This window comes from Halobellus litoreus (assembly GCF_024464595.1).
Taxonomy (GTDB): domain Archaea; phylum Halobacteriota; class Halobacteria; order Halobacteriales; family Haloferacaceae; genus Haloquadratum; species Haloquadratum litoreum.
Genome location: NZ_JANHAW010000002.1, coordinates 524,640 through 548,262, shown reverse-complemented (window position 1 = coordinate 548,262; position 23,623 = coordinate 524,640). Strand labels below are relative to the sequence as shown.

Sequence of the window (23,623 nt, the reverse complement as noted above, 5' to 3'; positions counted from 1 at the left end):
CGTGGCACGTGAGCGTGCCGTATGGACCTTCTCGACGAATCGGTGGTTCCGGAGCACGCCCGGGAGGTAAAACGCGAGGCTCGCGAGTTCGCCGACGAGCACATCCGACCGAACGCCGAGGCCTACTTCGAGTCGGCGGAGTACCCCTGGGACGTCCTGGAGGCGGGGATGGACGCCGGATTGGTCGCCCAGGACATCGGAGAGGAGTACGGCGGGAAGGGGTACGACCTCGAACAGATCCTCGCGATCAACGAGGAGTTCTACGCCGCCGACGCCGGCATCGCACTGACGCTGATGCTCGCGTCCTTCGGTTGTGAGATCGTCGAGCAGTACGGCTCCGAGGAACAGAAGGAGAAGTACCTCCGACCGGTCGCGGCGAACGAGCAGATTTCGGGGCTCGCGGTGTCGGAACCGCAGACCGGGTCGGATATGGCCGGGATGACGACGACCGCCGAACGGACCGACGACGGCTGGGTGCTCAACGGCGAGAAGTACTGGGTCGGGAACGCCGTGGAGGCCGACTGGCTGACGGTGTACGCGAAGACGGGCGACGGCGACGACCGGTACTCGAACTACTCGATGTTCATCGTCGAGACCGACACGCCGGGGTACGAGGCCGAGCACATCCCGGAGAAGATCGGGATGCGCGCCTCCAAGCAGGGACACATCGTCTTCGACGACTGCGAGGTCCCCGAGGAGAACCTCGTCGGCACCGAGGGCGGCGGCTTCTACGTGCTCGCGGACTTCTTCAACCACGGCCGCGTCGTCGTGGGCGGCCACGGTATCGGTCTCGCCGCGCGGGCCATCGAAGAGACGTGGTCCTTCGTCCACGACCGGGAGGCCTTCGGACGAAACATCGCCGACTTCCAGTCCACCCAGCACATCCTCGCGGATATGCGGATGGAGTTCGAGGCCGCGCGAGCGCTCAACTGGCGGGCGGCGCACAAGGTCGAAACGGGCCAGGACGCCGGTTTCTGGGCCGCCGCGACCAAGACGAAGTCCACCGAGACGGCGATGGACTGCGCCGAACGCGGGATGCAACTCCACGGCGGGCGCTCGGTCCTCGAGGAGTACCCGATCTCGAGGGTCTACCGGGACGTCCGGATCCCCGTCATCTACGAGGGCGCCAACGAGATCCAACGCAACCTCATCTACCGGCAGGGCGGCGTCTGAGCCGGTCACGACCGACGCTCGGATCCACTCGCCTTCGGGAAGAGTCACGGTCGACACTGAACCCTAACGATGTAGGGTCTGGAGTCATTGGGATCTCGCCCGTTCTTCGAAGTACTGAACCACAATGTCAAAGAGCCAGTCGACGCTGACCGAACTTACCGAGTTCTGCGAGGAGTGCGGATCCCGAACGCCACACGAGGTTTCGATCGAACTCAAGACCGAGAGCAAGAAGGAGACGAACCGCGCGTTCTCCCGCGAGCCCTACCGGGTGACGAAGTGTCGCGCCTGCGGCGACGAACGCACCCAGCGGATGAACGACGCCTGAGCGGTCGCCGAGGGCGACGGGTTCTCAGCGCTCGTCGACCGCTGCGTCGGCGTCTCGGTCACCAAACTGCCGTCCCTCCGAGGACTCCGAAAAGAACGCCTCGATGAGTTTCCGTTCCCCCGACCGGAGGTGTTCGTGGAACGTCGGCGCGGCGATTCCCAGGGACGTGGCGACCTCTTCGGCCGTGCTTCCCCGCGGCCACTCGAAGTATCCCGAAGCGAGTGCAGTCTCCATCACGTCGCGCTGTCTGTCGGTCAACTTTTCCTCGAGCTGTCGCCGGAACGACGACGTCGACTGCATCTCGTCTTCGACCTCCCGTTTCGCCACGACCGAGACGTCCGGGTACGACGACTGAACCGCGTTCGTGAGCGCTCTGAGATCCGACCCAGTCGGTACCCTGACGACGAGTCGACCCTCGCCGCGAGTGGCGGTAAACGACTCGATGCTCGCTCCCAGTTCGACGAGCGTCACCGCCACCGACGCCTCGGTCAGTCGGAGTTCGACCACCGCCTCGTCGTCGTCCACGGAGACGATGCGGGCGTCCACCAGTGCCTCCAGCGGGGCAATCGCGGACAGTACCGCCGACGGGTCCGTCCCTTCGACGGCGACGTAGCAGGAGACGACGCCGCCGTCGGCCAGGGCCGTCCCCTCCAGTCGGACGGTCGTCTCGAACTCCAGTGAGAGGTCCACGATCAGGTCGCGGGTGTCCGCGTGGTCGAACTCCAGTTCGACCGCCGTATCGCTGTAGAGCAACTGCTTCGACTCCGCGGCGTTGATGCCGTGTCCGACCGTTTCGCCGACGTCCCCAAGCATCGACCGCTCTTCGTCGGTCACGGTCCCGCGGACGTAGACGACTAACGCACCGTAGACCGTCTCGCGGTACCTGATCGGCACCGCGACGACGGTTCGCTCGGCCTCCGGCGGGTCGGCGTCTGCCAACACCACCGCGGCGTGCTCGGGTGGGACGGTCGCGGTCACGACGGCGCTGGTATCGACGGCCTCCCGAACCACGTCACCGGGAGCGGTGCTCGTGCCTTCGACGGGCGGCCCGCCGGCGTCGTCGCCGAACGGCGAGGCGATCGATTCCGAGGCCGACTGGCACTCGACGGTGTCGATCGCCTGGTTGTACCGGGCGACCCACGCGCCCTCGTACGGGGACGCCTCGAAGGTCGCACAGACGCTGTCCGCGATGTCGCCCCGGGTCGTCGCGTCGACCAGCGCCCGGTCGACTTCTCTGAGGAACCCGTTGATCCGTCGGATCCGGTCCAGTTGCCGCTCGCGCTCGCGGATCTCCGACTCGCGCTCGTCTCTGAGCCGCCGGACGCGCTCGGTCAGATCGTCGAGGACGTCGGGGTTCCCCAGTTCGCTCACGTCGCGTTCGCCGAGGACCGTCTCGGTCGACACCAGCGCGAAGTACTCCCTGATCCGATCGTCGAACTCCGAGCGAACCAGTAGCTCCTCGACGGTCTCTCTGAGGTCGTCTTCGTCGACCGGCTTGACGAGGTACTCGTCGAACGGCATCTCGACGATGTCCGTGTCGGGTTCGACCGCGGTCATCATTGCGACGCGACAGTCGAACCCTCGCGCGTCGATTTCTTCGAGCACCTCGTCGCCGGAGCGGTCGGGCATCCTGCGGTCCAGGAGAACGACGTCGACGGCGTCGTCCATCAGATCGAGCGCAGACTCGCCGCCGTACGCCACGCGGACTTCGTAGTCGTCGCGGAGCCAGTACTCGCAGGTGTCCGCGAGGTCCCTGTCGTCGTCGACGACGAGGACGACCGGATCCGATTCCGTGTCTCCGGGGTCGGAGGTCACCTCCACGTCGCCCGACACTCCCTCAGATAGCATCACTGCGTATAGCGAGGAAAGCGATTCCATCGACAAATAGTTGCCCCTCACTCGGCGAATACGCCGGTCGGCCGAGGAGGCCTAATGACGTAGGGTCCCGTGTTAGGGGTATGGGACTCCTCGACACAGATGGATATGACCGACCGAACCGTCACCGAGGTGGAGTCCCGTGCCTGAGTGTGAGAACTGCGGCTCGTTCGTCTCACGCGACTACGTCAGAGTGTTCGCCCCCGACGGGTTCGAGAACGCGCGCGTCTGCCCACACTGCGAAGATGCGATCAGAGAGGGGGCGGCCGTTCGCGACGCCCGATCGCGACGCGTCTCGTCGCTATAGCCTTCGGCGCAGCGTCCCCGCTCGGGGTGTCCACACCGACGCTCCCCGTCTTGGGACCGCCAACCTACAAGGCGGTCCCGCTGGAGATGCCGGTATGCGACTGGAGGACTACTGGGGGGTCGGCCCAAAGACGAGCGAACGGCTCCGGGAGGCGCTCGGCGTCGAGCAGGCGATCGAAGCCATCGAGAGCGCGAACATCCGCGCGCTCGCCGACGCGGGCATCTCCCGGGGCCGGGCGGTGCGGATCCTCCGGCGAGCGAACGGTGCGGCCGGCATCGAGACGCTCGGGACGCGCGACGCTCGCGACGTCTACGACGACCTGTTGACGCTCGCGAGCGAGCACGCGCTCACAGAACACGCCGCCGATCGGATCCGGGTGTTGACGCCGCTCGCCGACGTCGATGCGCGCGAGGCCCGACTCGATCGCGTCCTGACTGCTCGTGACGCGTGGGACGATCTCACTGACGACGAGCGCGGGGCGATCCGCTCGGCGTTCGACGCCTACGACGACGCCGGCGGTACCGAACGCGTCGCGGTCGAGACGGCGCTGACGCTCCGGGAGGTCGGTCTCCGGGGCGATACGTTCGAGACGTTGGAGGACCTGGACGACGAGGCGCTGCGAACCGCCGTCGACGCGCTCGGCACCGTCGACGAGGACGGCTCCGTCGCACCCGGCACCGACGCGGAACTCGACCGGCTCCGCGAGCGCCGCGACGCCGTCGCCGACCTGGAGGCGAACGCGCTCGACGTCCTCGAAACCGTTCGGGAACGTGGGGTCCGGAGTTTCGAGGAGTTCCGATCCGGCTTCGTCGAATACGTCGCGGGCGAGACGGCCGTTCGACGGGGCCGGGTGCAGGCCGCGGTGGCCGACGACGCCCACGACGAGGCGGACTTCGCGTCGACGTCGCTCCGGTCTCTCCTAGCCGAACTGGACGCCGACGTGGCGGAACGGGAGTCGGCCGTCGCCGCCGAGTTACGCGAGGACGTGGCGGCCGCACGCGAGGACGTCGACGTCGCCGTCGACGCGGTCTCCGACATCGCGTTCGAACTCTCGCTGGGACGGTTCGCGGCCGCCTACGACCTGACGAGGCCGCGGCTCGTCGACGACGGACTCGCGGTGGCGGGCGCGCGGAACCTCACACTCTCGGGCGACGTGCAACCCGTGACGTACGGCGTCGGAACGCACGACGTCGGCGGCGATCCAAGCCCGCCCTCGGGTGACCGGGTCGCCGTGCTCACCGGGGCGAATTCGGGCGGGAAGACGACGCTCTTGGAGACGCTCGCGCAGGTCGCGCTTCTGGCCTCGATGGGGCTCCCTGTCCCCGCGGAACGCGCCGACATCGGACGGTTCGACACGGTAGTGTTCCACCGCCGGCACGCCAGCTTCAACGCGGGCGTGCTCGAGTCGACGCTGAAGTCGATCGTGCCGCCGCTGTCGACCGGCGAGCGGACGCTGATGCTCGTCGACGAGTTCGAGGCGATCACCGAACCCGGTCGGGCCGCGGATCTGCTGAACGGGCTCGTCGACCTGACCGTCGACCGCGACGCTCTCGGCGTGTACGTGACGCACCTGGCGGAGGACCTTAGTCCGCTCCCGCCGGCGGCGCGCATCGACGGCATCTTCGCGGAGGGGTTGACCGAGGACCTGGCGCTCCGCGTCGACTACCAGCCGCGGTTCGGGACGGTCGGGAAGTCGACGCCGGAGTTCATCGTCTCCCGACTCGTCGCCAACGCCCGGGACCGTGCGGAGCGGCGCGGCTTCGAGGCCCTGGCGTTCGCCGTCGGCGAGGAGGCCGTCCAGCGGACGCTGTCGGACGCCGAGTGGGCGGGTGAGTGAGAGCACACGCCGGCCGCCGATCCCGCATAGTGCAGTCGCGATTGGCGTGGTACAGTCGTAATTGCTAACAGTCGGCACATACGAGCGATCGGTGGCTGTTCGCTCTGAACCCGCGTCGACGTGCCGAACGACCGCTGCCCGACGCGGGACGTCTCCTACGTCACGGCCCGTCTGGCCGCCCGTTCGGATATAAACGTTCGTCGTCGCGGAGGACGCGTTCGATCGGTGCTCGGTATCGATCGTTCGGCGATCGACTCACGGCAGAAACCGGGCGAACGCTTTTGCGAACGACGGGAGTAGGAGCGGGTGATGGGCCTCTTCCCGTGGGGACGCGACGACGACAGCCGCGACGGCGACGACGCCGCTCCCGCCGAGCGCCACCCGGAAGCAACCCTCATTTGTGAGTTCCAGGACGGAACCCTGATCGTCTACGACGACCGCGTCTACATCGAACGCGTCGAGCGGTCCCGGTTCGACGATAAGACCATTCCGGCCGACGAAATCCTCGGGGTCGACCTCTCGAAGGGCCTCACGATCGGCTACCTTCAGATCGAGCAGACGGGCGTTCCGGTCGACAGCGGCGGGTTGCTCAGCGACCCGGTGAACGCGAACACGCTCCATTTCGGCCGCGGCGGTCGCGACTGCGCCAGCGACGCGCGGACGGAGATCCTGTCGATCGCGCGGGGGTGATCGGCCGCGCGGGGGTCGCGCTCCCGCTCACATCTCCGCGCCCTGTTCGTCGATGGCGTCGGCCGCGATCGAGCGACCGCGGGCGTTCAGTTCCACCTCGTGGCGGACCCGAACTTCGTCGAGGACGTCGTGGTCGATCAGGCGGACGAACAGCTCCTCGACCTGGTCGACGTCGATCCCGAGAAACTGCGGGATGTCGAACGGCGAGACCCCGGAGTACAACGCCATCAGGACCTGTTTGTCCTGCCGCGAGAGGTCCAGCGACGTCTCGGCCTGTTCCTCGCCGATGCGCAGGAGCGAGCTCAGGACCCCGACCGGCCGTTCGGGGCCGGAAACGTACGTCTGGACGCTCGTCGATTCGTCCGAGTGTTCGACTTCGACGACCTTGCGCTGCTCCTCCCTGACGGTCCGTCGCCCGATCGAGATGTCGCCGATGTCGTCGAGCGGGATCTCGACGAATGTTCCCGTGACCGTCGCGATGTTCACCGCCTGGGTTTCCGCGTCCCCCTCGACCTTGATCCGCGCACCGACCCACTCGGTGTTCTGCACGACGCCGCCCTCGACGGCGGGGTGACGGACGAGAAACTGCGTCGAGGAGAGGATCGCGTCGTAGAGATCCAGCTTGAACTCCTCGAACTCCGCCGGCGCGACGAGGATCACGTCCTCGCCGCCGTCGAACTGGAGTGCGAGGTAGTCGGCGACGGTCGCGACGCGCTGGTTCACGTCGAATCGCCCGCCGATGTGCTCGATGTCCGAGAGCGCGAACGTCCGCTTCCCGCCGGTGCCCGCCAGCACGATCCGGCGGTTCGACAGCAGGATGCGACCGTTGGTCCACGCGGCGTCGTTCCGCTCGCGGCCGTTTCGGAGAGCCTGGAGGAACCGCCCGCGCGAGTCCGCGATCTTCGTTTCGCCGGGTTTCACCGTCACCTCACCTCCGGGAACGCGACGCCTCTTTCTTCGCCGTGTCGCGGTAGATTCTGAGCCGTTTCTTCACCGGTTCGAACCGGTCCCGACACGAAGCCGGGACGGTCTCGGTCATCCCGATCGTCAGATACCCGCCCGGTTCGACGGCCGAGCCGAGCGTCTCGAAGATGGCCTCCTTGGCCCCCTTGTTGATGTAGATGAACAGGTTCCGGCAGATCACGAGGTCGAACGTCCGCGGCGGATCCTCCTGGACGAGGTCGTGTCGCCTGAACGAGACGAGGTCCCGGACTTCGTCGGTGACGCGGTAGGTGTCGCCCTCCTGTTCGACGTACCGGTCGCTGTCGGCCAGCGGTTCGAGCTGTTCGTCGAGATCGTTGGTCTCCGAGGCGTGATACTCGCCCCGACGCGCCGCGCGGAGGATCTCGGGCTTGATGTCGGTCCCGAGGATCTCGACCCGGGTGTCGTCGATCCGGTCGTCGTCGAGCGCCAGCATCGCCGCGGAGTACGCCTCCCGGCCGTCCGAACAGGCGGCGCTCCAGATCCGGGTCCGACCCGCCTCGCTCAGCTCCGCGATGATCTCTCTGAGGCCCTCCCAGACCTCCGGGTTCCGGAAGAAGCTCGTGACGTTGACGCTGAGGGCGTTCAACAGCGCTTCCTGTTCCTCCTCGTCGTCTTCGAGCAGCGCCTGGTAGGCGTCGTACTCCTCGACGTCGCGACGCCGCATCCGCGCCGAGATCCGTCGATCGAGGTACGAGCGGTTGTACGAACTCGTCGCGAAGGAGAGCGACGACTCGACGAACGCCAGGAGGTCGTCGAAGCCGTCTGCGCCGTCCGTGTCGGTTTCGAGGGCCATCAGTCCGCGGCCCCCTCGGTCTCGGCACCGTCGTCTTCCGGCGGTACCCACTGCCGACGCGCCTGCTTGCCCTCGTCGGGGATCGGCAGGGAGTTGACGTCCAGGATCGGGACGACGTTGCCGTCGCCGACGACGGCGGTCCCCGAGAGGCCGTCTGTCCCCCGGAGCGGTCCCTGTAGCGGGGTGACGACGACTTCCTCCTGTCGCGCGACGCCGTCACAGCGGAGCGCGACCTGTCGATCCGCGGGTCGGATCCGAACGATCATCCCCGAATCGGTGCGCGCGGACCCGAGTTCCAGCGCTTCGCGGAGCCGGATGAGCGGGAAGATCTGCTCCTCGTGGACGATCACCTCCGCGCCGTCGACCCGCTGGATCCGCGTCTGTCGGGAGATCTCGTCGATGTACTTGATCGGGACGCCGAACTCCCGGTCGCCGACCTGCACGAACAGCACCTTGATGATCGCGACCGACACGGGTAGCCGGATCGAGATTTCGGTCCCCTCCCCGAGGGTGCTGTCGACGTTCACCGACCCGTCGAGGGACTCGACGGTCGTCTTGACGACGTCCATCCCGACCCCGCGGCCGCTGACGTCCGTGATCTCCTCGTTGGTGGAGAAGCCGGGATGGAAGATGTACTCGTAGATCTCCTCGTCCGGGAGTTCCGCCAGTTCGTCTCGGGGTCGGATGCCCTTCTCGGCGGCCTTCTCTCTGATCACGTCGGCGTCGATACCGGCCCCGTCGTCCTCGACGGTGATGACGACCGTGTCGTGCTCGCGCTCGGCGCGCAACTCGACCGACCCGGTCTTTGACTTGCCGGCGGCCTCCCGCTCCTCGGGCGGTTCGATGCCGTGGTCCACGGCGTTCCGGAGCACGTGCATCAGCGGGTCGGAGATCTCGTCGAGGATCGTCCGGTCCAGTTCGATGTCCTGGCCCTCGACGGAGAAGCTGACCCGCTTTTCCTCCTCGCGAGCGAGGTCGCGGACCAGCCGCGGGAACTTGTCGAACACCTTCTTCAGCGGGATCAGCCGCATGTCCATCACGGTGTCCTGGAGGTTCGAGGAGATCTTGTCGAGCTCGTCGAGCGTGTCCCGCCCGGCGGTCTCGTCCTCCCCGACCGCCTGGCGCAGTTTGATACGACTGGTGACCAACTGCTCGACGAGGCTGTGGAGTTCGTCCAGTTGGTCGACGTCGACCCGGACGGACTTCACCTCCTGAATCGACGGCGTCTCTTCCTCGTCGTCGTCATCGTCGTCGGTGCCGTCGGAACGTTTCGATCCGCCGCCGTCGTCTTTCCCGTCGCCCCCGGATCCCGTCGGTTCGTCTCGACCGGCGGATTCCGGCTCGTCGTCGGTCCCACTGGGTTCGTCGTCGCCGGCATCAGTGCCCGTCTCACTACGGTCGGCTTCGTGGGAGTCCGTCCCGCTGTCACCGGAACTGCTCTCCGCAGGGGAGGTTTCCGAGTCGGTTCTCGCGGATTCAGCGTCTCGACCGCTCTCTCCTGTTCCGTCGGCCGACGAACCGCCCGAGGTGTAGGCGTCGACCACGGCGTCGACCGCGGCGGCGGCGGAATCGGCGTCGACGTCGCCGGCCGCCGCATCGGGATCCGCCGCGACCGAGTCTGCGCTCGAAGACGCGCGCTCCGTCGAGGCAGCCGTCTCCGTGCCAGGCTCCTCCGACGTCGGTTCGTTCTCACTCGTCTCGCTCGCGCCCGTCGACTCGCGCTCGTCTGCGCCCCCGTGCGTCGCATCGTCCTCGTCCGCGGTCGCACCCGCCCCGCCGACGAGCGAGGAGACGTCCGTCAGCGTCACCGAATCGACCTTCCAGAGGTCTTCGAGAAGCGGTTCGAGTTCCAACTCGGGGACGTCGGCGACGTAGACGACGAAGTCCTCGTCGAACTCGCCCTCCTCGATCCGCTCCAGGCTCGGGTCCGCTCCGACCACCGCGAGGTCGTCCGGGAGACCACCGACGAACAACCCCGCGTCGACGCCCTTCATATCGCCCGCGTCGAGCTCGATTCGCGCGTGATAGAGGTCGTCCGCGTCCGCGACTTCGGGGTCGTCGAGGTCGAGGACGTCCGCCGCGCGTTCGAGCGCCTCGTCGGCGGCGGCGTCCGGGTCCGCTTCGGCCGCTGTATCACTCCCCGCGGCGGTCTCGTGTCCCTCGTCGTCGGGGTCGGCGGCCGACTCCCCGTCCGGCGATGCGGCCGCTCGGATGTCTTCGACGAGGCCGCTGGGATCCCGCTGGGACTCGCCCTCGGATTCGATCTCGTGGAGGATGTCGAGGATCTCGTCCATCCCATCGAAGACGAGGTCCATCCGCTCGTGAGTGACCTCGATCTCGCCGTTGCGGACCGCGTCGAGCAGGTCCTCGACGGCGTGGGCGACCTTCGCGGCGTTGTCGAATCCCATCGCGCCGAAGTTCCCTTTCAGCGTGTGAGCCTGCCGGAAGATGTCGTCGATCGCCTCGGTGTCGTCTGGGTTCGATTCGAGATCCAGCAGCGAGTTGTTCAACTGCGTGATGCTCTCCTCGGACTCGGTGATGAATTCCTGGTATAGTTCGTCGTCCATCTGTCACTCCTCCGCGAAGTACTCCAGCGCGTTCTCGGCGATCTCCTCGGCGGGCGCGACGACCTCGACGCAGCCCGTGTCGATCGCTCGACGCGGCATCCCGAAGATCGCCGACGTCGCCTCGTCCTGCGCGATGGTGTGGCCGCCGTTGCGGCCGATCCGTTCCATCCCGTCGACGCCGTCGCGACCCATCCCGGTGAGCAGCGCCCCGCACAGGGGTCCGGTCACGGTCTCGACGGCCGACGCCATCGTCAGATCGATCGCCGGCCGAACGCCGTGAATCGGTTCCGTGTCGGTCAGTTCGAGTTTCAGCCGCCCGCCGCGGTCGCCCGTGACGAGGAGGTGCGTGCCGCCGGGAGCGACCCGGGCCTCTCCGGCTTCGATCCGCTCGCCCGATTCCGCCTCGCGAACGGTGTAGGCCGACCGTTCGTCGAGCCGCGTGGCGAACCGGGACGTGAACCCCTCGGGCATGTGCTGGACGACGAGCACTCGGAGGTTCGCCGCTCGGGGGAGTCCCGCGAGAACGCGCTCGACGACGTTCGGGCCGCCGGTCGACGCCCCGACGATCAGGGTCCCCGCGTCCGGGTAGGTCCGCCCGGCGTCGGCTTCCGGGGTCGCCGCTGACGCCCCGTCGGATCCGAGCGTCGAGCGGTCCGCCGCTGCGGACTCGTTCGCCGACGCGGGCCGTGTCGCGCCAGGGGCGTCCGTTCCCGAACGGTCGGGTGCAGCCCCCGAGTTCGTCGCCGGTCCCGAGTCCGGTGCAGCCCCCGACGCCGTCGCGGACGCTCCCGTACCGTCCGTGCCACCGCGCCGCTCCCGAGTCGCCCCGGCGCGACCGGACGTGGAGTCGACACCGCGGCCGCTGGTGTCGCGGTCGGTCCCCGCGGGGCTCGCCTCGCGGTCGGTCCCCGACGAAGCCGTCCCCCGATCACCGATCGAGGCCCGGGCGTTCGCCGAGAGGTCGACCCGCGCGGCGGATTCGACCTTCTCGACGAGTTCCTTCTTCACGCGCGGCATCGACGACGTGACCTCTCCGCCCGGCTTGGTCACGAAGTCGACCGCGCCACGATCCAGCGCCTCGAACGTCACGTCGGCGTTCTCCTCGGCGTGCGCCGACAGCATCAGTACGGGCGTCGGGTGATCGTCCATAATGGCCTCGACCGCTTCGAGGCCGTTCATCGTCGGCATCTCGATGTCCATCGTCACGACGTCGGGGTCGTGCTCGCGAACCGTCTCGAGCGCCGCCGACCCGTCTTTCGCCTCGCCGACGACCTCGATGCCGCCCTCCTCGAGCAGGTTCCGGATGAGCGTCCGCATGAACCGCGAGTCGTCGACGATGACCGCCCGCGTCGGACCGTCGCCGCCTCCCGGTTCAGAGGCCGCACTCATCGCCCGCTGCTCCCGTCTTCGTCGCCGTCGTCCGACCACTCGACGGCGTGTTCGTACCCGCGCATCTCTACCGGATTTTCCGGAGAGGGGGACTTAAGCGCTCGCCGGCGAGAATCAGCCGTGATAATAGCGTGCGTACATTTATTGTCGGTCTGCCCGCCAGCACGACGTAGCAACCGGTGACCCGTCGGGTCTCCGGCGACGCCACTATGTCCCAGGAACAACCCGTCGCGGCGGGCGCATCGAACCCCGCCGCGACAGACGACGGCGACGCCACCGCCCGCCAGATGCAGGTGCTCGAATTCGAGCTGGGGGGCGAGACGTACTGCGTGGACATCGACTACGTCTCCGAGATCGTCGACCGAGGATCGCTCACGTCCGTCCCGAACGCCCCCGAGTTCGTCGAGGGCGTGATGGACCTCCGGGGCCGAACCACGTCGATCGTCAATCCGAAGACGCTGTTGAACGTCGACGATACGGGCGAGGCGAACCGGATCGTGATCTTCGACGCGAAGCGCTTCGAGGACGAGGCCGCGATCGGCTGGCTCGTCGACGAGGTCGATCAGGTCCTCCGCGTCTCGATGGACGACGTCGAGGACCCGCCGATGGAGCGCAGCGACTTCATCGAGGGCATCGTCCGCCGGGAGGACGAACTCGTCGTCTGGATCTCGCCCACGAAGACCGATAGCGCGACCTGATCACGTCGGCGTCGACGCCGACCCGGCGCTCGCGGCCACGAGGAAGCCGACGACGACGAACCCGCCGGCGACGACGAACGCGGGGAGGTAGCCGATCCAGTCGGCGATCGCACCGCCGAACACGCTCCCAACGCCGCCGCCCAGACTCCCGACCGCCGTGTACACGCCGAGCGCCTCCGCGCGGACCGAATCGGGAGCGAGTCGCGAGACCAGCCCCGTCGCGGTCACCGCGATGACCGCCCAGGAGCCGCCGATCGCGAGGAAGAGTGTCCCCACGACGATCGGTCCCACGGGCGGGGCGACGGCGGCGCCGGTTACGGCGACGACGGGGAACGCCCCCGCTCGGAAGAGGAGCGCGCCGGCCTGCAGACGGAACGGTTCGTATTTCGCTGCGGCCGCCCCGGCGGCGGTGTACGCCACCGCCGACGCCGCCGAACTCAGGATGAACAGCGCGAACACCTCGTCGGTGGCGTAGCCCGCGTCGACGAGGTAGGCCGGAAGCGGCCCGAAGAACGCCGAGAAGCCGGCGAAGAAGACGACCGCCCCGAGGAGATACCGGAGCAGCGAGCCGGAGAACCGGCGTCGAAGCCGCGAGACGACGCCCCGCGTCGTCCGTCTCGCGCCGCCGGTCCGCCCGAATCCGAGGTCGCGAAACGCCCAGTAGATCCGGCCGGGACCGAAGGGGACCGCCCGCGTCGAGCGCGCAGCCGTCCCGTTCGCGGGTCGGAACCGACGCGAGAGCCGTCCGAACCGCTGGTCGGTGATCGTGGTGGCCTCCGGGTATCGGAGGAGCACGACGGCGACGCCGCCGAGCGCGACGACCGCGCTGAGCACGAAAAACAGTCGCTTCGCCGCGAGCGCCGTGAGTGCGAACCGCGCGCCGGCGACGGTCGACCACAGACCGCCGGCGACGAGTCCGACGAGCCAGCCGTAGCCCTGGTAGTGGTTCAGCAGCCCGAACCGCTGCGTCCATTGCGCGGGATCGTACCCCTCGACGACGATGACGTTCAACACCGGGGCGGCGGCGGCGACGACGAACCACAGCACCGCGTTGGCGGCGAGGACCGTCCACGGCGAGTTCAGAAACGGGAGTGAGAGGAAGACGCCCGCCGTGAGTCCGAGCGCGACCAGGATGAAGGGGCGTCGCCGCCGGGTCCGCGTCACCAGTCGCCCCCACAGAATCGCTCCGGGGACCCCGGCGAAGGCGGCCGTCGCGGCGATCAGGCTGACCACGAGCGCCCCGGCACCGAGGTCGATGGCGTACAGCGGCACGAGAAGCGACGCCGCCCCGATCGCCGCGTAGCCGAGCGCCCACCCGTAGAGCCACCCGTCGGTTCCCGGTCGGTCGTCGCCGTCGTCGGAGTCCTCGGTCACTCCCCTCGCAGTCGGTTCCGGCCCCCCGGTGTCGTCTGTTTCCCCGCCGAATTCGCTCACGGGCGTCGGAACGAAAGGGCGAGGTATAATTTTTGGCGGTCGACCCGACGTTCTCCCCCGACAGCGATCGGTTGCTACGGCTCGTCAGGACCGTGATCGAACAACAGGTCGAACGCCGGGTGCTTGTGGAGCACCGTTCCGCAGGCTCGACAGCGCGTGCGGATCGCCCGGTCGGCGTCCCAGACGTCCGACCGCAGTACGACGGTGCCGTCGCGGACGCCGTAGTATCCGCCCCTTGCGGAGACGTGCTCGAAGCCACGACTGCCGCACGTCGGGCACGGGTCGCGCATCCCCTCCCACTCGTCGCTGTCGACGCCGGTGATCGTGAACGATCGGTCGTCGCCGACGACCTGGAGCCTCCGTGTCATCGGCGGGTCTGGCCTCCTTCTGGTACGTATACCTGCGGACCCGCCACCGCGGTCCGACCGGACACTCGCTACCCCGGTCCGACCGGACACTCGCTACCCCGGTCCGACCGGACACACGCTACCGCGGTCCGACCGGGTGTTCGAGCGCCCACGCGTCCGCCAGCGCGGCGGCCTTGTCGTCGGTCCCGCGGTCGGTCACGAGGCCGACGTGGTAGAGCTGTGCTTTGTACTGGAAGTGGATCCCCGACTTGTACACGCTCGGATCGTCGAGCGCCGCCTCTCGGAGGGTCCCGTCGCGTCTGAGCACGGCGTCGCGGCCGCCCTCGGTGAAGAACACCTCGACGGCCAGCGGGCGGTTGATCTCGCAGGCCGTCGCCGCGACTTCGGGAAGGGTCGCCGGTCGGACGCCGTCGGCGTGGAGCCGCTCCAGCGCCTCGACCACGAGCCGCGTCGGCTCGTAGCCCATCGTCACGCTCCGGGCGAGTTGCGCCCAGCGGGGGGCGAGTTCGGTGAATCGCGTGGATCGTCCCGTCCACGAATCGAAGCGGGCCAGCGCCGACTCGACGCTCCCGCACTCGGTGCGTGCGAAGCGGACGACCTCGCGGCCGAGGTGCGTGAGTCGGTCGACGCCGCTGCCCTCCACGAGGCCGAGGAGGATCGCGCCCCGGCGGCCGTCCCCCGCGAGTCGGATGACGTGCTCCTCGTAGACCGCGTCGGTGTCGTCGTCGACCGCGAGCGCGAGCGGATAGCCGAGGTAGTTCTTCGGGTGATTCACCGGAAAGCTCCCGTCTGTCAGCCGATGGGTACGCGCCCGGAACCGGATCGCCTCGACGCCCGTGGCGAACTCGCCCGCCCCAGTCACGCGCGGGGGTTCGAGGACCGACGCGGTCTCGGCGCCCTCGACGCCGACGACGCCGACGTTCAGTTCCCGCGCCAGCGACCGTGCCGTCTCGGTCACGCTCGCGGCGGGCGAGGCGACGTAGCCGAGGTTCACCTCCGAGAGCCGGGCGTGGGCCTGCTCGATGCCGCGCGCGACGTCGACAGTCCCGTTCTCGCGACGGCCCTTCGCTTCGACCGCGACGACGGGCGCACTCGCGACGGACCCGTCGAGAACCTCGCCGGCGGGGGGACCGACGCCGAGCAGGTCCGGCTCGCCCGACTCGAGCCGGATCGAATTGAACGGGCGGAGCCGATCGCGGATGTCGTCGGGGACGCACCACCCACCCCACGAGTCGGCCGTGAACTGCGACTCCGTGACTGCGTACTGATCGTCTCGGTTTTCGAGGTCGGGGTACAGCGCGTCCTTCGCGGCGGCGAGCACCGCGGGCTCTGCGAGCGTCGCCATCGGGGAGCCGTTTGCGGCGCGGTCACTTAAGTGTCGGACGACGGTTCCCGACCACCCGAACGATTCAAGATTGCGGGGCGAGCAACGTACGCCAACCCGATCCTTATGCGTCAGTACCTCGATCTCGTCACCGACGTCCTCGAAACCGGGGGACACAAGCCGAACCGCACCGGCGTGGACACGATATCCGCGTTCAGCCGCCACTACGAAGTCGACCTCTCGGCGGGGTTCCCGCTGCTCACGACGAAGGACCTCTCGGGGGCGCGGTGGAACTCGCTGATCCACGAGTTCGTCTGGTACCTCTCCGGCGAGGAACACATCCGGAGCCTCCGCGAGGAGACCGGAATCTGGGACGCCTGGGCCGACGAGGCGGGGCATCTCGACACCGCCTACGGGCGCTTCTGGCGTCGGTTCCCCGTTCCCGAGGAGGGGCTCCCCGGCGAGTCGTGGCCCGACGACGACCACCGCTGGATGAACGACGAGGGGACGTTCGATCAGATCCAGTACGTCCTCGATCAGTTGCGCGAGAACCCCAACTCCCGGCGCATCGTCGTCAACGCGTGGCACCCGGCGAACGCCGCCGTCTCGACGCTGCCGCCGTGTCACTACACGTTCGTGCTCAACGTTCAGGGCGACGAACTGAACGTGCACCTGCACCAGCGGTCCGGCGACGTCGCGCTCGGGATCCCGTTCAACATCGCGGCGTACTCGCTGCTGGCGACCGCCATCGCGCAGCGGACCGGCTTCGAGCCGGGACGGTTCGCGCACTCGGTCGTCGATTCGCACATCTACTGCGGGGCCGGCGAACGCGGCGCGTGGTACGCCGACAACCTCGACGCGTTGCAGTCGCGGGTCGCGGCCGTTGAGGAGCGGTCCGAGTACCGCGAGGTCCGTGAGTGGCTCGAAGACGCGGCTCCACCGGAGGCCGACGGCGAGGAGCGGTACGATCACGTCCCCGGCCTGCTCGAACAGTGCGCACGCGAGCCGCGCGAGCGGCCCGCCATCGACGTGGCCGACGTTCCCCTCGACGAACTCGCCTTCGACGACGTCGAACTGTCGGGGTACGATCCCGCGCCCGGAATCCGCTTCGCGGTGGCCGAGTGATGACCTCGGAGACGGACGCCGCCTCTGAGACCGCCGATTCCGACGTCGACGCCGGCCCCCGGGCCGACGCTGGGGACGCCGCAGACGAGAGCCTCGACACCGACCTCGAAATCGTCCTGATCGCCGCAGTCGCCGAGAACGGCGTGATCGGCCGCGACGGCGGAATGCCCTGGCACTACGCCGAGGACCTGAAACACTTCAAACGGACGACGACCGGGCACCCGGTGATCGTCGGACGCAAGACCTACGAGACGGTCGTCGACGCCCTCGGGGAACCGTTCCCGGGCCGGACGAGCGTCGTGCTCTCCTCCCAGTCGCTGGAACTTCCCGAGGGGGCGGTGCTCGCGAACTCCGTCGCGGAGGCCGTCGAACGAGCCGAAGCCGACGCCGCCGAACGGGGCGTCGAGACGGCGTACGTCGCGGGCGGCGGTCGAATTTACGAGCAGTTCCTCCCGCACGCGACGCGCCTCGTGCTCACGGAGATTCACGGGACCTACGACGGCGACACGCGCTTTCCGGTCCCGGACGACGACGAGTGGATCGAGGCGGATCGCGACTCTCGCGACGAGTTCGACTTTGTCACGTACGAGCGCGTCGACGGCTGAGGGCCGCGGTCTCCGGGGGCAGGCGGTCCGCGTCGCCCGGAGACGAGCAGTCCGCATCGCCACCGGGAGTACGCTTTTGCGACACGCGGCACAACGGTCGGCCGTATGAGCGCCACGTTCGAGGTGTACGAGGACCGCTCCGGGAAGTACCGCTGGCGGCTCGTCCACGACAACGGCAACATCATCGCCGACAGCGGTGAGGGCTACGCGACCAAACAGAAGGCGACGCAGGGAATCGAGAGCGTCAAGCAAAACGCGCCCGAAGCCGACGTCGTGGAGACTGATTCCTGAACCGAAGATGGGCTCCGATTCCGGTAAAAACGTGTGCCGGTGGTGGCTTTATCCGTCCACGGATCGGAGTGGGGATAGATGAACCGAAACGACCAGCAGGCGTACGACCGGGGGACCTCGCTCTTCTCTCCCGACGGACGCATCTATCAGGTCGAGTACGCTCGCGAAGCGGTCAAGCGCGGTGCACCGAGCCTCGGGATTCGGACCGCCGACGGCGTCGTACTCGCCGCACAGCGCCGGACCAGTTCCTCGCTGATGGAGGGCGACAGCATCGAGAAACTCCACAAACTCGACGACTTCCTGGGAGCGGCCTCGGCCGGCCACGTCGCCGACGCCCGCCGACTGATCGACGGGGCGCGGACGGCCGCCCAGCGGAACCGCCTTCGCTACGGCGAACCGCTCGGCGTCGAAACGCTCACGAAGACGCTCTCCGACGAGATTCAGGAGACGACGCAGTACGGCGGGACGAGACCGTTCGGGGCCGCACTCCTGATCGCGGGGATGGACGACTCGGGCTCGGAACCGCGACTCTATCAGACCGATCCCTCGGGTGCACCCCAAGAGTGGCGGGCGGTCGCTATCGGATCCGGTCGCGACGACATCCAGGAGTTCCTCGAATCCAACTGGTCCGAAGCGCTCTCCGTCGACGACGGTGTCGAGATCGCGGTCCGAGCCCTCCTTGCGAACAACGACGACCTCGACGCCGCGAGCGTGACCGTCGCCACGATCACGGCCGACGGCTATCGGCCGGTTTCCGAAGACGAGATCGCCGAGGTGATCGACGAATACGGATCGGCCGACGAAGACGCCGAAGATAGCGAATAGCGCCGCCGTTTCCGCCGGACGCCGTTCGGGACACCACCGCACGGCGGGGCCAAAACGGAACCGTTTTACACATCCCGGCGATACCGAAGAATGCAAGATGGCTCCGTTGGTGTAGTCCGGCCAATCATCTTGCCCTCTCACGGCAAGGACCAGGGTTCGAATCCCTGACGGAGCACTTCTCCCGACGCCGTCTGGCGGTTTTGCCCATTGCGAATGGAGAGTCACAATGTCGCATCAGGGCAATTACACTCGACGGAAGTACAACCCCGACGCTGTCGTGTAGTTTTCGAATTGCTTTGCCAACCGGATTCGCCGGATCACTTCGGAGGAATACGATGGTTGATCTCGACGGGATTACCCACGTTCCGGAACCCTCCGCTGAATACCTCAATCGACGGTAACGCCTCGATTACGAGTCAGTCCGGGAAGATTGTCTCTCGTGGTTGCTCGTCTTTGGTATCATGCCGAAGAAGGGAGAGGGATACGCATTCGAGACCGTAAAACCACGCGCACATCGAATGGACGCGTTCTATCGGTTCGTCTGGGAGAGCAACGGAGGCTACACTACGCCCCATTCGTTAGACGGAGATCCTATCGCGCTCGGCTGGTATCGCCAGTTCCGTGAAATTATCCTGATGTTCGCCATCATCAACATAGAATCGCTGTGTGAGCCGCTGTAACCGTGTCTCAGAATCTATTCAACAGAGTAATAAATTCAGAAATGAGAAAATCAAAACTCTGACGGAACTCTTGAAACAGGCGTGCTTGGTACGAAAATGGAGTATGATAGGAAATCATCGCACGCCTACGGGCGTGAGGCCCGTAATGCTGTCTCCAAATATATTGAGACCGAGTAAAATAGCCGAGTAACACGAGCCAACAGCACTAGCAGATGGCTGATTCGTGTACGTATGCTCGGAATGGGATTGGTGAGTAACCAGAGAATGGTGGCAGATTAAGTGTACCTGAGAGGGTTATCACCTATGTCGACCTGTGCTCTTGTTACCGGTGCCGCCTCTGGAATTGGTCGTGCAGTCGTTGACCGATTCAGAGTCGACGAGTCTCTCGATCACGTTGCTGCATTTGACGTCGATTCGACTGTCCAGACCGTATTTGACGACGACGATGTTTCGACGTATGACGTCGATGTACGTGACCACGAGGCGGTACACGAGGCTGTTGATGACATCGAAAATAAGCATAATATCACTGCGCTGGTGAACAACGCCGCAGTCTCACGGTACGTCTGGCTCGGAGATCTCACGCCTGAGGAATGGCACGAAGTTATTGATATCAATCTCACAGGACAGTATAACATCGCCCACGCGGTTGGACCACGTATGTTTGAGCGTGAGGAGGGCGCGATCGTGAACATCTCCTCAACAGCGGGGCAGCGTGGTAGTGCAAGCGCGGGCGTTCACTATTCTGCCTCGAAGGCCGGGATCTTCGGCCTTACAAAGGGACTCGCAAAGCAACTAGCGCCTTCTGTCAAGGTGAATTGTGTCGTTCCGGGGCTTATCGACACTCCTCTGGTAACGGATTCCGATCTGTGGTCCGACGAGGAATTAGCTGCATTCATCGACCGACTCCCGACCAATCGCCTCGGCGAACCGGACGAAGTCGCGCGAGTCGTTCACTTTCTCTGTGGGGAAGGTAGTGCCTATATGACTGGAAGTGTTGTGAACGTCGACGGCGGGTCGGGACTCGTATAAGATTCGCCCGGATAGATCCAACAACAGAGAGTAGGAACGCTATCGGGGCTTGCCGCGGTTTTGTGGGTTACTCCTACAGTTCAGATGCAACGGCGTCTACAGTGGTAAATTCGACATCAGGATATGACTCCAGAGTCGCAATGAGTGATTCTAAGTGACTAATTCGGTGGGAATATCCCATAATTTGGGGATGCATCGTTAATACATATGTGCCGTTCTCTACGTTACGGTACATCCAATCAAACTGGGATTCCCACATCTCGAAGATTGCCCGTTCGTTCGCATAGCCGCGCTGACGACTAAATGCGAAGGCAGGGAAGTCATCACGCTGCCACGACACCGGCACTTCGGCTATCTCGGTCTTATCCCCACGCTCGTACGGAGCATCCACCGGTGCCTCCCACCCCTGCCGAAGGAAATAGGGGTGAAACTCGGTGGCCATTTGACTGGAGTCCCACTCAAACCCAAATTCTTCGAGCAGAGAGAGCGTATTAGACGAGAAATCCCAGGAAGGAGACCGGTATCCGACTGGCTGTCGTCCGGTGAGTCCTTGTATTGCCTCGATTCCACGCTCGATATCCGCCCGTTCGCTTGGTTTATCGGCGTACGTTGAGGGGCGAGTATGCGACCACCCGTGGTGCTGGATGTCGTGTCCTGTCCCGTCAGCCCAGACAGCTTCGACGGCGTCTGGGAAACTCTCGACGGTGTGCCCGGGCACGAACCAAGTTGTCGTAATGTCGTGGTCGTCGAAGATTTCGAGAAGACGTGGTGCACCCACATCCACCCCAAACAAACCGCGGGAGAGATTTCGCGCACTATCGGCCTCGTCGAACGAATGAATCCAAGAGGAAACTGCATCGAAATCCACTGTGAGACATACGTTGGCTCGAGCCATCAGACGGTCCCCACAACTACCCTCTCGGTAGCTCTCTGTTTGAAAACCATCGTCTGCCGACGACCGGTGGTCCTACTAAACATCTTGATTCCCGGTTTTGAGGTCGCTGAGAACTTTGTCCGTTGTCTCTTCGATAATGTCGGCTATGAACGCCGGGTCGGAGTCGGTCGGATCGCCGAGTCCACCTTCCACCGTGAGATCATCGAAATACCGAAACTGTTCGGACTCGGCAACATCGTGTAAGGTCTGTGGCTGCTTTTTCCCCTGCCGTACCAGTTCCGGTCGATAGTGTTCTATCACGCTCGTCTCGTGTTCGCCAGCGTGTCCCCACTTGTCACCGAAGCGGGCTTCGAGCTTGTCGCGAGCGAAGTCTGTCCAGTTGACGTAGCGTGTCGGGAGATCATACTCGCGCTGGAGGCGATCGATCGCAAGCTTGTGCGGTTCAATGTTGCCGGCGTGGAAATTCGTGATAAGGAATCGCTTCCCTCCGTGTTTCTTCACCGATCGACCGATATCCACGATGACTTCACAGTACGTCTCGGCGTCAAGCGTGATTGTCCCAGAGAACGGAAGGTGATGCTCCGAATACCCGTACGGCAGCGGCGGCAGCACTAACAGTTCGAGTCCGTGGTCCGGCGCACGTTCCGCAAGTTCATCCGTGAGATGGGATGAACGCAGCGTATCCACTGACGTCGGGAGATGCAGCGAGTGCTGTTCCGTGCTTCCACACGGAAGGACGACGTAGTCAGCGGTCTCGAATGCCTCCTCAGCCTCTTCCCAGGTCATCTGTTCGAGCCGGTACCGGGTGCGTTCACTCATCACAGTCTCCCTCCGCTGTATCGCTGACAATTGCCGTCTGTGTGGACATCTTGTTCTCGTCGCCGCCGTCTTTGTCGATCGTTGATTTGTAGGATTCAGTCATCGGAAGATCAGGATCTGGTAGAACGCACATTTCAGTTCACACCCATATCTGCAGGTGGTTCCGCAGTTTCTGGGAGCGGGCTCTCGTAATCGTGTGACCGCGTCGATCTGAGTTCTTCAGCCGCTGCCTCGACTATCGATGGAGTCGAGAGAAGGTCGTATGCCGTCCCGGCAAGTACTTTTGCGGCGTAGACCGCCGCCTTAGCAGCGAAATCTCCGTTAGCTGCGACTGCCTGCCAGGAATGCGACGGTGTCCCTACAGGCCAGGCGGCACCCCAGAACTGTGCCACGGGAGTGATCCAACTGACGTCGCCAACGTCCGTCGAACCGCTCAATACCGTCCCTTCATCAAACGATTCCATCGGATTCGAGTACAGTGCCTGTTCTCGAGCCTCCGCGCGTCGCTGTTCGGGCAACCCACTAAGGCGGTTCTCGATCGTGGATTCGTCGAGTGTCTCTTGAAGCTCGGTGGCGAACGCCCGGTCGGCGTCCGAGTACGGGATCGTTCCGAGATCACGCATATTTGATAGGAGAACATCTGACAGCGTATCGCTCGCAATGTAGTCATAACAACCTGTGAGGAAGCGACGGTCGACCGTCGTCTGCGCCATCAACGTTGCTCCCTCGGCAACTTCATCCAGCCAGTCCGTAATTCGGTCGACACCCTTCCGGGTTGGGGCACGGACGAAGTACCAGACAGACGCCTCAGCGGGGACGACGTTCGGTGCACCCCCTCCGTTCGTAATCGAATAGTGGATACGCGCGTCGTCGATGATATGCTCTCGCATAAATTCCACTCCCGTGTTCATTAACTCGACTGCATCCAGCGCACTCCGCCCGGATTCCGGGGAATCTGCCGCGTGGGCCGACTGCCCGGAGAATGAGTACTCGATGGAGTTCATTGCGAGGGAGCGTGCCTTCCACGGCGCCGACACGTGACTCGGATGCCACGTTAGTGCTGCATCAAGATCGTCGAAGACGCCAGCACGAGCCATATAGACCTTCCCGACGAGTGTCTCCTCCGCCGGACAGCCGTAATACCGAATCGTGCCATCGACGTCGCCACGTTCGATCGCTTCCTTGACTGCGACCGCTGCACCAAGGCTCCCGACCCCGAAGAGATTATGTCCGCATCCGTGGCCCGGCCCGCCTTCATCAACCGGTTCCTTTCGAGCGATCGATTTTTGAGACAGGCCGGGCAACGCGTCGTATTCCCCGAGGATCCCGATTGTTGGTCCTCCATTCCCGTATGAGGCCACAAATGCTGTTGGCATCCCGCCGACGCCCCGGTTGACGGTGAATCCTTCGTCGGCGAGTCGCGTCGCGAGTAGCTCTGCAGATTCCGTCTCCTGAAGCCCGAGTTCGGGGTTTTCCCAGAGCTCCCGGGTCAGCGAAACGAGATCAGTCCGGCGCTCTTCTATCCGTTCGTGTATGGTATCTTTGGTCATAGTTGGTTTCGTAGATTCTTGGTTTGCGGTGCGACCG

22 protein-coding genes, 1 tRNA gene and 1 pseudogene are annotated in these 23,623 nt (G+C 65.6%); 13 read left to right on the top strand and 11 right to left on the bottom strand.

Annotated elements, in window-relative coordinates:
• The first annotated feature begins 21 nt into the window (after positions 1-21).
• Positions 22-1,173: an acyl-CoA dehydrogenase family protein gene (locus tag NO360_RS10285; RefSeq protein ID WP_256307718.1), complete on the top strand. Its 1,152-nt coding sequence runs from the start codon at positions 22-24 to the stop codon at positions 1,171-1,173.
• 124 nt (positions 1,174-1,297) lie between these two features.
• Positions 1,298-1,498 carry a DUF7835 family putative zinc beta-ribbon protein gene (locus tag NO360_RS10280; protein WP_256307717.1) on the top strand — a complete coding sequence of 67 codons (201 nt, stop codon included), beginning with the start codon at positions 1,298-1,300 and terminating at the stop codon, positions 1,496-1,498.
• A gap of 24 nt (positions 1,499-1,522) precedes the next feature.
• Here NO360_RS10280 and NO360_RS10275 read toward each other — a convergent pair whose 3' ends face one another.
• Positions 1,523-3,346 (bottom strand): bacterio-opsin activator domain-containing protein, encoded by a 1,824-nt coding sequence (locus NO360_RS10275; protein WP_256307716.1) that lies wholly within the window; start codon positions 3,344-3,346, stop codon positions 1,523-1,525.
• 169 nt (positions 3,347-3,515) lie between these two features.
• On the opposite strand from NO360_RS10275, the gene NO360_RS10270 reads away from it, so the two are divergent.
• The 3 genes from NO360_RS10270 to NO360_RS10260 all read left to right on the top strand — a co-directional run bounded on the left by NO360_RS10270 (position 3,516) and on the right by NO360_RS10260 (position 6,207).
• Entirely contained in the window at positions 3,516-3,680 is a 165-nt protein-coding gene (locus tag NO360_RS10270) for a DUF7563 family protein (protein ID WP_256307715.1), read from the top strand.
• 94 nt (positions 3,681-3,774) lie between these two features.
• Positions 3,775-5,517 carry a MutS-related protein gene (locus NO360_RS10265; protein WP_256307714.1) on the top strand — a complete coding sequence of 581 codons (1,743 nt, stop codon included), beginning with the start codon at positions 3,775-3,777 and terminating at the stop codon, positions 5,515-5,517.
• Between the two features lie 309 nt (positions 5,518-5,826).
• Positions 5,827-6,207: a hypothetical protein gene (locus NO360_RS10260; protein WP_256307713.1), complete on the top strand. Its 381-nt coding sequence runs from the start codon at positions 5,827-5,829 to the stop codon at positions 6,205-6,207.
• A 27-nt stretch (positions 6,208-6,234) separates the two neighbouring features.
• Here NO360_RS10260 and NO360_RS10255 read toward each other — a convergent pair whose 3' ends face one another.
• From NO360_RS10255 to cheB, 4 genes are read right to left on the bottom strand one after another with little or no spacing between them, the layout of a single operon-like run.
• Positions 6,235-7,128, bottom strand: coding sequence for a CheF family chemotaxis protein (locus NO360_RS10255; protein ID WP_256307712.1), 894 nt, complete (start codon positions 7,126-7,128; stop codon positions 6,235-6,237).
• 7 nt (positions 7,129-7,135) lie between these two features.
• A complete protein-coding gene (locus NO360_RS10250; RefSeq protein WP_256307711.1) occupies positions 7,136-7,984 on the bottom strand; it encodes a CheR family methyltransferase in 849 nt (282 codons plus the stop codon).
• Positions 7,984-10,551 carry a chemotaxis protein CheA gene (locus NO360_RS10245; RefSeq protein WP_256307710.1) on the bottom strand — a complete coding sequence of 856 codons (2,568 nt, stop codon included), beginning with the start codon at positions 10,549-10,551 and terminating at the stop codon, positions 7,984-7,986. Before NO360_RS10245 ends, NO360_RS10250 begins: the two co-directional genes overlap by 1 nt.
• Before the next feature lie 3 nt (positions 10,552-10,554).
• Positions 10,555-11,940 (bottom strand): chemotaxis-specific protein-glutamate methyltransferase CheB, encoded by a 1,386-nt coding sequence (gene cheB / locus NO360_RS10240; protein WP_256307709.1) that lies wholly within the window; start codon positions 11,938-11,940, stop codon positions 10,555-10,557.
• Between the two features lie 209 nt (positions 11,941-12,149).
• On the opposite strand from cheB, the gene NO360_RS10235 reads away from it, so the two are divergent.
• Entirely contained in the window at positions 12,150-12,638 is a 489-nt protein-coding gene (locus NO360_RS10235) for a chemotaxis protein CheW (protein ID WP_390281629.1), read from the top strand.
• On the opposite strand, the gene NO360_RS10230 is transcribed toward NO360_RS10235, so the two are convergent.
• From NO360_RS10230 to NO360_RS10220, 3 genes are all read right to left on the bottom strand, one after another.
• Complete coding sequence (locus NO360_RS10230; protein ID WP_256307708.1) at positions 12,639-14,072, bottom strand: MFS transporter; 1,434 nt, start codon at positions 14,070-14,072, stop codon at positions 12,639-12,641.
• A 74-nt stretch (positions 14,073-14,146) separates the two neighbouring features.
• Positions 14,147-14,440: a hypothetical protein gene (locus NO360_RS10225; RefSeq protein WP_256307707.1), complete on the bottom strand. Its 294-nt coding sequence runs from the start codon at positions 14,438-14,440 to the stop codon at positions 14,147-14,149.
• Positions 14,441-14,558: 118 nt separating this feature from the next.
• A complete protein-coding gene (locus tag NO360_RS10220) occupies positions 14,559-15,785 on the bottom strand; it encodes a hypothetical protein (RefSeq protein ID WP_256307706.1) in 1,227 nt (408 codons plus the stop codon).
• 105 nt (positions 15,786-15,890) lie between these two features.
• Between NO360_RS10220 and thyA the strand changes: the two genes are divergently transcribed.
• The 7 genes and pseudogenes from thyA (at position 15,891) to NO360_RS10185 (ending at position 20,322) form a co-directional block, all read left to right on the top strand.
• On the top strand, positions 15,891-16,889 hold the full coding sequence (thyA, locus tag NO360_RS10215; protein ID WP_256307705.1) for a thymidylate synthase: 999 nt from the start codon (positions 15,891-15,893) through the stop codon (positions 16,887-16,889).
• A complete protein-coding gene (locus NO360_RS10210) occupies positions 16,889-17,494 on the top strand; it encodes a dihydrofolate reductase (RefSeq protein WP_256307704.1) in 606 nt (201 codons plus the stop codon). Before thyA ends, NO360_RS10210 begins: the two co-directional genes overlap by 1 nt.
• A gap of 105 nt (positions 17,495-17,599) precedes the next feature.
• On the top strand, positions 17,600-17,785 hold the full coding sequence (locus NO360_RS10205) for an HVO_2922 family protein (protein ID WP_256307703.1): 186 nt from the start codon (positions 17,600-17,602) through the stop codon (positions 17,783-17,785).
• A gap of 78 nt (positions 17,786-17,863) precedes the next feature.
• Positions 17,864-18,610 carry an archaeal proteasome endopeptidase complex subunit alpha gene (gene psmA / locus NO360_RS10200; protein WP_256307702.1) on the top strand — a complete coding sequence of 249 codons (747 nt, stop codon included), beginning with the start codon at positions 17,864-17,866 and terminating at the stop codon, positions 18,608-18,610.
• A gap of 100 nt (positions 18,611-18,710) precedes the next feature.
• A tRNA-Glu gene (locus NO360_RS10195) sits at positions 18,711-18,785 on the top strand.
• A 409-nt stretch (positions 18,786-19,194) separates the two neighbouring features.
• A pseudogene (locus NO360_RS10190) lies at positions 19,195-19,290 on the top strand (IS5/IS1182 family transposase); the annotation flags it as partial.
• 303 nt (positions 19,291-19,593) lie between these two features.
• Positions 19,594-20,322, top strand: coding sequence for an SDR family NAD(P)-dependent oxidoreductase (locus tag NO360_RS10185; RefSeq protein ID WP_256307701.1), 729 nt, complete (start codon positions 19,594-19,596; stop codon positions 20,320-20,322).
• 73 nt (positions 20,323-20,395) lie between these two features.
• Here the strand turns inward: NO360_RS10185 and NO360_RS10180 are convergent, their stop codons facing one another.
• The 3 genes from NO360_RS10180 to NO360_RS10170 all read right to left on the bottom strand — a co-directional run bounded on the left by NO360_RS10180 (position 20,396) and on the right by NO360_RS10170 (position 23,586).
• On the bottom strand, positions 20,396-21,217 hold the full coding sequence (locus NO360_RS10180; protein ID WP_256307700.1) for a polysaccharide deacetylase family protein: 822 nt from the start codon (positions 21,215-21,217) through the stop codon (positions 20,396-20,398).
• A 75-nt stretch (positions 21,218-21,292) separates the two neighbouring features.
• Positions 21,293-22,003: a creatininase family protein gene (locus NO360_RS10175; RefSeq protein ID WP_256308517.1), complete on the bottom strand. Its 711-nt coding sequence runs from the start codon at positions 22,001-22,003 to the stop codon at positions 21,293-21,295.
• Between the two features lie 167 nt (positions 22,004-22,170).
• Positions 22,171-23,586 carry an amidohydrolase gene (locus NO360_RS10170; RefSeq protein WP_256307699.1) on the bottom strand — a complete coding sequence of 472 codons (1,416 nt, stop codon included), beginning with the start codon at positions 23,584-23,586 and terminating at the stop codon, positions 22,171-22,173.
• Between the last annotated feature and the right edge of the window lie 37 nt (positions 23,587-23,623).

Coding starts and splice junctions, on each gene's coding strand:
- NO360_RS10175 (WP_256308517.1), bottom strand. CDS start 22,003: ATGACCTGGGAAGAGGCTGAGGAGGCATTCGAGACCGCTGACTACGTC.
- NO360_RS10265 (WP_256307714.1), top strand. CDS start 3,775: ATGCGACTGGAGGACTACTGGGGGGTCGGCCCAAAGACGAGCGAACGG.
- NO360_RS10220 (WP_256307706.1), bottom strand. CDS start 15,785: ATGGCGACGCTCGCAGAGCCCGCGGTGCTCGCCGCCGCGAAGGACGCG.
- NO360_RS10180 (WP_256307700.1), bottom strand. CDS start 21,217: ATGGCTCGAGCCAACGTATGTCTCACAGTGGATTTCGATGCAGTTTCC.
- NO360_RS10185 (WP_256307701.1), top strand. CDS start 19,594: ATGTCGACCTGTGCTCTTGTTACCGGTGCCGCCTCTGGAATTGGTCGT.
- NO360_RS10285 (WP_256307718.1), top strand. CDS start 22: ATGGACCTTCTCGACGAATCGGTGGTTCCGGAGCACGCCCGGGAGGTA.
- NO360_RS10235 (WP_390281629.1), top strand. CDS start 12,150: ATGTCCCAGGAACAACCCGTCGCGGCGGGCGCATCGAACCCCGCCGCG.
- NO360_RS10210 (WP_256307704.1), top strand. CDS start 16,889: ATGACCTCGGAGACGGACGCCGCCTCTGAGACCGCCGATTCCGACGTC.
- NO360_RS10245 (WP_256307710.1), bottom strand. CDS start 10,551: ATGGACGACGAACTATACCAGGAATTCATCACCGAGTCCGAGGAGAGC.
- NO360_RS10280 (WP_256307717.1), top strand. CDS start 1,298: ATGTCAAAGAGCCAGTCGACGCTGACCGAACTTACCGAGTTCTGCGAG.
- cheB (WP_256307709.1), bottom strand. CDS start 11,940: ATGAGTGCGGCCTCTGAACCGGGAGGCGGCGACGGTCCGACGCGGGCG.
- NO360_RS10260 (WP_256307713.1), top strand. CDS start 5,827: ATGGGCCTCTTCCCGTGGGGACGCGACGACGACAGCCGCGACGGCGAC.
- NO360_RS10275 (WP_256307716.1), bottom strand. CDS start 3,346: ATGCTATCTGAGGGAGTGTCGGGCGACGTGGAGGTGACCTCCGACCCC.
- NO360_RS10170 (WP_256307699.1), bottom strand. CDS start 23,586: ATGACCAAAGATACCATACACGAACGGATAGAAGAGCGCCGGACTGAT.
- NO360_RS10205 (WP_256307703.1), top strand. CDS start 17,600: ATGAGCGCCACGTTCGAGGTGTACGAGGACCGCTCCGGGAAGTACCGC.
- thyA (WP_256307705.1), top strand. CDS start 15,891: ATGCGTCAGTACCTCGATCTCGTCACCGACGTCCTCGAAACCGGGGGA.
- NO360_RS10250 (WP_256307711.1), bottom strand. CDS start 7,984: ATGGCCCTCGAAACCGACACGGACGGCGCAGACGGCTTCGACGACCTC.
- psmA (WP_256307702.1), top strand. CDS start 17,864: ATGAACCGAAACGACCAGCAGGCGTACGACCGGGGGACCTCGCTCTTC.
- NO360_RS10225 (WP_256307707.1), bottom strand. CDS start 14,440: ATGACACGGAGGCTCCAGGTCGTCGGCGACGACCGATCGTTCACGATC.